Origin of the sequence: Limosilactobacillus sp. DJ3M12 (assembly GCF_947381695.1) — a bacterium.
GTDB classification, from domain to species: domain Bacteria; phylum Bacillota; class Bacilli; order Lactobacillales; family Lactobacillaceae; genus Limosilactobacillus; species Limosilactobacillus kinnaridis.
Genome location: NZ_CANCWY010000039.1, coordinates 1 through 5,322, shown reverse-complemented (window position 1 = coordinate 5,322; position 5,322 = coordinate 1). Strand labels below are relative to the sequence as shown.

Annotated in this window: 7 protein-coding genes; all 7 read left to right on the top strand. The window is 38.7% G+C overall.

Features of this window, described 5'->3' with window-relative positions:
- Positions 1 to 167 precede the first annotated feature (167 nt).
- Entirely contained in the window at positions 168 to 1,259 is a 1,092-nt protein-coding gene (locus tag QOS06_RS10335) for an ABC transporter ATP-binding protein (RefSeq protein WP_003664847.1), read from the top strand.
- A complete protein-coding gene (locus QOS06_RS10330) occupies positions 1,259 to 2,065 on the top strand; it encodes an ABC transporter permease (protein ID WP_003670048.1) in 807 nt (268 codons plus the stop codon). The genes QOS06_RS10335 and QOS06_RS10330 overlap by 1 nt, the downstream gene beginning before the upstream one ends.
- On the top strand, positions 2,065 to 2,883 hold the full coding sequence (locus QOS06_RS10325; protein ID WP_003670050.1) for an ABC transporter permease: 819 nt from the start codon (positions 2,065 to 2,067) through the stop codon (positions 2,881 to 2,883). The genes QOS06_RS10330 and QOS06_RS10325 overlap by 1 nt, the downstream gene beginning before the upstream one ends.
- On the top strand, positions 2,880 to 3,953 hold the full coding sequence (locus QOS06_RS10320; protein WP_003670052.1) for an ABC transporter substrate-binding protein: 1,074 nt from the start codon (positions 2,880 to 2,882) through the stop codon (positions 3,951 to 3,953). The genes QOS06_RS10325 and QOS06_RS10320 overlap by 4 nt, the downstream gene beginning before the upstream one ends.
- Positions 3,954 to 4,066: 113 nt before the next feature.
- Positions 4,067 to 4,339, top strand: coding sequence for a hypothetical protein (locus QOS06_RS10315; protein WP_229397214.1), 273 nt, complete (start codon positions 4,067 to 4,069; stop codon positions 4,337 to 4,339).
- Between the two features lie 13 nt (positions 4,340 to 4,352).
- Positions 4,353 to 4,718: a hypothetical protein gene (locus tag QOS06_RS10310; protein WP_003670055.1), complete on the top strand. Its 366-nt coding sequence runs from the start codon at positions 4,353 to 4,355 to the stop codon at positions 4,716 to 4,718.
- A 192-nt stretch (positions 4,719 to 4,910) separates the two neighbouring features.
- Positions 4,911 to 5,120 carry a hypothetical protein gene (locus tag QOS06_RS10305; RefSeq protein ID WP_143826678.1) on the top strand — a complete coding sequence of 70 codons (210 nt, stop codon included), beginning with the start codon at positions 4,911 to 4,913 and terminating at the stop codon, positions 5,118 to 5,120.
- Positions 5,121 to 5,322: the final 202 nt, after the last annotated feature.

The window sequence follows — 5,322 nt, the reverse complement described above, 5'->3', positions numbered from 1 at the left end:
GGTAAGTATGCGATGTTTCCAGAATCTCCCACTTCAAGCATTAAACCGTAGGTTTAGCTAAGTGGGAGTAGTTCAAAATAATTTGCTTAGGATAAACAGTGTTGCGATTTAAGGCGTATACTTTATACTAAGACTTAGTTTAAAAAATGATGATTGGGGAAACGTTGATGGTAAAAAACATAATGGAATTTCAGCATGTAAGCAAACAGTATGATGATAACGTTGTGTTGCGTGATATAAGCTTTGAAATTGAGGCCGGTAAATTCTATACCTTATTAGGACCATCGGGATCAGGAAAGACAACGATTTTGCGCTTAATTGCTGGTTTTGATCATCCTAGTAGTGGAAAAATTTATTTTGATGGAAAGCAAATCAATGATATTCCAGCCAATCAACGGCAAGTCAATACCGTCTTTCAAGATTACGCCCTTTTCCCTCATATGAATGTGGCAGAAAACGTTGCCTTTGGATTACAAATTAAGGGTGTCAAAAAAGCAGAAATTAAACAACGCGTAAAAGAAGCTTTGCACCTGGTTCAATTAGATGGCTATGATGATCGGGAAATTACCGCGATGTCTGGTGGGCAAAGACAGCGAGTTGCCATTGCCCGGGCAATAGTTAATAAGCCGAAAGTACTATTGTTGGATGAAGCCTTGTCTGCGTTGGACCATAAGTTACGAGTTCAAATGCAGACTGAATTACGGCAATTGCAACGGCGGCTAGGGATTACATTTATCTTTGTTACCCATGACCAAGAAGAAGCATTAGCGATGAGTGACCAGATTATGATTATTAATGATGGTAAGATTCAGCAGAGTGGGACCCCTGTTGATATTTACGATGAACCGCTTAACCATTTTGTAGCTGATTTTATCGGTGAAAGTAATATTGTCCCAGGCATTATGAAAAAAGACTATGTAGTTTCAATCAATGGTCAAGACTTTGATTGTGTCGACGCGGGGATGAAACCAAACGAAAAGGTTGAAGTTGTCATCCGACCAGAAGATCTTGACATTACGACGGTTGAGAAAGGAAAATTAGTCGGCACTGTTGAAACGCAGCTTTTCCGTGGCGTTGATTATCAAATTACGGTGATTGACCAACGTAACCATAAGTGGAAGATTAATTCTATTCATAAAACAAAGGTCGGGGCTAAAGTAGGGATTACATTTGATCCCGAAGATATTCACGTTATGCGGTATAACGAAAGCGAAGAAGACTTTGATGCTCGCCTTGATAGCTACGAGGAGGGGGACTAATGCGGCAAAAAGCGATGTTTATCGTCCCATATGCATTGTGGATTATCCTATTTGTGATTGCGCCATTGGTATTGATCTTTTATCAATCATTTTTTAATATCAATGGTCAGCTGACCCTTAATAACTATGCTGAATACCTGACATCGGGTGTTTATCTTAAGATGACGCTTAACTCTGTCTGGTATGCCTTTTTGATTACCCTTGTGACATTGGTGATTAGTTATCCGACAGCTTATGTTTTGAATAGATTGCCTAATAAGCAGTTTTGGCTATTGCTGGTGATTTTGCCAACATGGATCAACTTATTATTGAAGACTTATGCGTTTATTGGCTTGTTTAGTCGAACAGGGACAATTAACGGTTTCCTCCAGTTTATGGGCCTTGGGAGTCATCAGCTTTTGTTCACGGATACCAGTTTTATGTTTGTGGCTGCTTATATTGAAATCCCGTTTATGGTGTTACCGATTTTCAATAACCTGGCTGAAATAAACCCGTCACTAATAAATGCTAGCTATGACTTGGGTGCTACTCATTGGCAAACCTTTCGTCGGGTGATTTGGCCGCTTTCTATGCCGGGCGTAAAAGCTGGAATTCAAGCGGTCTTCATCCCATCGCTCTCCCTCTTTATGATTACCCGTTTGATTGGTGGAAATCGTGTAATTACTTTAGGGACTGCGATTGAAGAACATTTCCTCACAACGCAAAATTGGGGAATGGGTTCAACGATTGGGGTCGTGCTGATTATCGCAATGTTTATTATTATGTTTATGACTGGTGATAAGAAACAGAAAGGAGGACGCCATTAATGAAAAAGCAGCGATGGTCATGGGGAAAAGCGTACCTGGCATTAGTTTTTGTGATCTTATATGCGCCAATTTTGTATCTAGTTGTTTTTTCCTTTAGCAGCGGACAAACAATGGAAAAATACCATGGCTTTTCTTGGCAACACTATGCGGATTTGCTTGCGGATACGCGAATGATTACCATTGTTATTAATACCTTGTTAGTAGCATTTTTGGCGTCACTATTAGCAACGATTATCGGAACATTAGGAGCCTTGGCAATTAAGGATGCACGGCGCCCGTGGAAGAATAGTTTGTTATCTTTGAATAATGTTTTAATGGTCTCGCCTGATGTAATTATTGGGGCAAGCTTTTTAATCTTTTTCACCATGCTGGGGGTAAGACTAGGCTTTGTCTCAGTCCTCTTAAGCCATATTGCCTTTTGTATTCCAATTGTTGTTTTAATGGTGTTGCCAAAATTAAATGAAATGTCCCCAACATTAGTAGATGCTGCCTATGATTTAGGGGCCAGTCGCTGGCAAGTTCTTTCTCGGGTAGTACTGCCGTCAATTGCCCCGGGTATTTTTGCGGGCTATTTTATGGCTTTTACGTATTCACTTGATGACTTTGCTGTGACCTTCTTTGTTACTGGAAATGGCTTCTCGACATTATCGGTGGAAATATATTCGCGGGCGCGGCAAGGAATTAACCTTGAAATCAATGCCCTCTCTACGTTGATGTTTATTGTTTCGCTTCTGTTAGTAATTGGCTATTACCTTATTAGTAAACGGGGCGGTCGACGGACACGGATTGTGGCTGTTAAAGAGGGGGATGCACAATGAAAAAGATATTTACTGCATTCCTCGCAATTGTCGTTATTTGTATTTTGCTAGCGCTTGGGGATGTTGCTTTCAACCAGCAAAAAACTGGTGGTGGAAAACAAACTCTGACAATTTACAATTGGGGAGACTATATTGATCCAGCATTGATAACGAAATTTGAACATCAAACTGGCTATCATGTAGATTATGAAACCTTTGATAGCAACGAATCAATGTTAACCAAGATTCGGCAAGGCGGGACTAATTATGATGTCGTTGTGCCGAGTGAATACACTGTTCAACGGATGAAAAAGGAGCATTTAATTGCACCTCTTAGCCATCAGAAATTACCTAACCTTAAGTATATTGATCCGCAATTTTTAAATCGTTCTTTTGACCCCGACAATCGTTATTCTGTACCATACTTTTGGGGAACGTTAGGTATTATCTATAATGATCAAAAAGTAAATGGCAAAGACGTCCAGCATTGGGAACAACTTTGGAATCCGCGCTTAAAGAATAATGTCATGCTGATTGATAGTGCGCGGGATGTGTTTGCGGTTGCCCTTATTACCCAGCATCATTCTGTTAATACGACTAACTACCATCAATTGAAGCTTGCGCAGGCCCATTTAAAGCAGTTGACGCCCAATGTAAAAGCGATTATTGCTGATGAGATGAAGATGTACATGGAGCAAAATGAAGCAGCCGTGGGTGTGACCTATTCTGGTGACGCGCGCGAAATGATAAATATTAATCCGCACCTTCACTATGTTGTGCCAAGCGAAGGAAGCAATATATGGTTTGATAACATGGTGATTCCTAAAGCAGCACGTAATAAAAAGGCAGCTTACGAATTTATTAACTTTATGTTAGATCCCCAAAATGCGGCTCAAAATGCTCAATACGTTGGATACGCGACACCAAATAAAGCGGCTAAAAAAGAATTACCTAAGAAAGTTACTAATGACAAAGCTTTTTATCCTCCTGAAACAACGATGAAGCATTTGCAAGTATATCGTGATTTGCCATTACGCGTTTTAGGTGAATACAATGATTTATTTTTAGAATTTAAGATGTTTGCTAAATAAAAAGCTAATAGGACTTCTAGCATTAAAAATCATGTTAGGAGTCCTATTCTTTTTTCTTTTATAAGGGGATGTGGTTTACTAAAAATAAAAGGCAAAGTGATCGGAGGTTGCTTATGAAGGAAATTTTAGCAATTAACCATGAATTTGTTGCTCGAAGCTATATTCTATTTCCAACGTTGCTATTTGCATTCTCTATCATTGCCCATGCAAATATAATCACATTTGTTTGGTCGTTTATTTTTGTTTACACCGTTGAAAAAGTAATGCCCTTTATTCTCGATGGACGCCTAAATTTAGCTTCTTGGTCTGGTGTTACTAAGTTTTGTTCGGTTATTGCTTTTATTTGGGGGAACCCTTGCTTCTATTGGAATTTATTTTCGCTTTGAGTGGCTTGCTAGCTTGGCGGCGATCTTGATCGGTTTTGGCGTGACAGGATTAAAATTGCTCGGCGATCCCAATAAGGAAATTTCCGGGATTGATTTGAAGCGAGTAAATGTTATCGCGGGCTTTAGTGTAATTATCGGACTGATCGCCCTCGGGATTTTACTGATGAAGCTGCCGTTAGTTGTCGGTTTTGTTTTTTATACTTTTTTCCTGGGCTTGGAAGTTATTTACGCTTACGTTGTTGTTAAACGAGATAAGACACCATTGGATTTAAAATTCTCTTTTAATTTAAAAACGGCTTTTCCTGCCATCGCTGTGCTTACCGTGGTTTTTATTATTAGTTTCTTTAAGAAGACGGGTCAAATTTCTGATTTTGGCTAGGCCCTAATCGTGCTAGCAATTATTGGGATTATCCTTGAACTACGAAATATTCTGGGACAACCTTTTAAACTATTTCGTATTTGGCTCGGAGCGATCAAGAATTATGTCATTATCTATACTTTACTATTTGCTTTTCAACAGAATAAAGCTTATTGAATTTTCATTGTTTTTATCGAATTGATGCTTTCGGGAATGTTAGTAGGCGCATTGAGTCCTAAATTGCAAAAGATTCCATTAACTACTCGCTATAAAACTACCCTTATCTGTCTTACTCTTGGCTTATTCTTAACGTATACCGATTACCTATATTTGCTTGGGACAGCGATAACAGTCTTTTGTGACATCTTATTAGGAAAGTGGGCACGAAAACAAGTTCCCGATAAATATAGCAGTATCGATTAAAAACTATCCGTATTTGGTTCGCTTTGTAATTAAATTATTTTATCCATAAATTTGCGATTCATCCCCCACTTCTATAAGTAGGGGATGAATCGCTCTCTTAAAGTACGTTAGTGCTTTTTCTTTTATTCTATGATATATTTAGTATATATCTATAAAATGTGGTGATAACAATAGAATTAGATAGAAATCAGCATTCAGTATA

Coding starts and splice junctions, on each gene's coding strand:
- QOS06_RS10335 (WP_003664847.1), top strand. CDS start 168: ATGGTAAAAAACATAATGGAATTTCAGCATGTAAGCAAACAGTATGAT.
- QOS06_RS10330 (WP_003670048.1), top strand. CDS start 1,259: ATGCGGCAAAAAGCGATGTTTATCGTCCCATATGCATTGTGGATTATC.
- QOS06_RS10325 (WP_003670050.1), top strand. CDS start 2,065: ATGAAAAAGCAGCGATGGTCATGGGGAAAAGCGTACCTGGCATTAGTT.
- QOS06_RS10320 (WP_003670052.1), top strand. CDS start 2,880: ATGAAAAAGATATTTACTGCATTCCTCGCAATTGTCGTTATTTGTATT.
- QOS06_RS10315 (WP_229397214.1), top strand. CDS start 4,067: ATGAAGGAAATTTTAGCAATTAACCATGAATTTGTTGCTCGAAGCTAT.
- QOS06_RS10305 (WP_143826678.1), top strand. CDS start 4,911: ATGTTAGTAGGCGCATTGAGTCCTAAATTGCAAAAGATTCCATTAACT.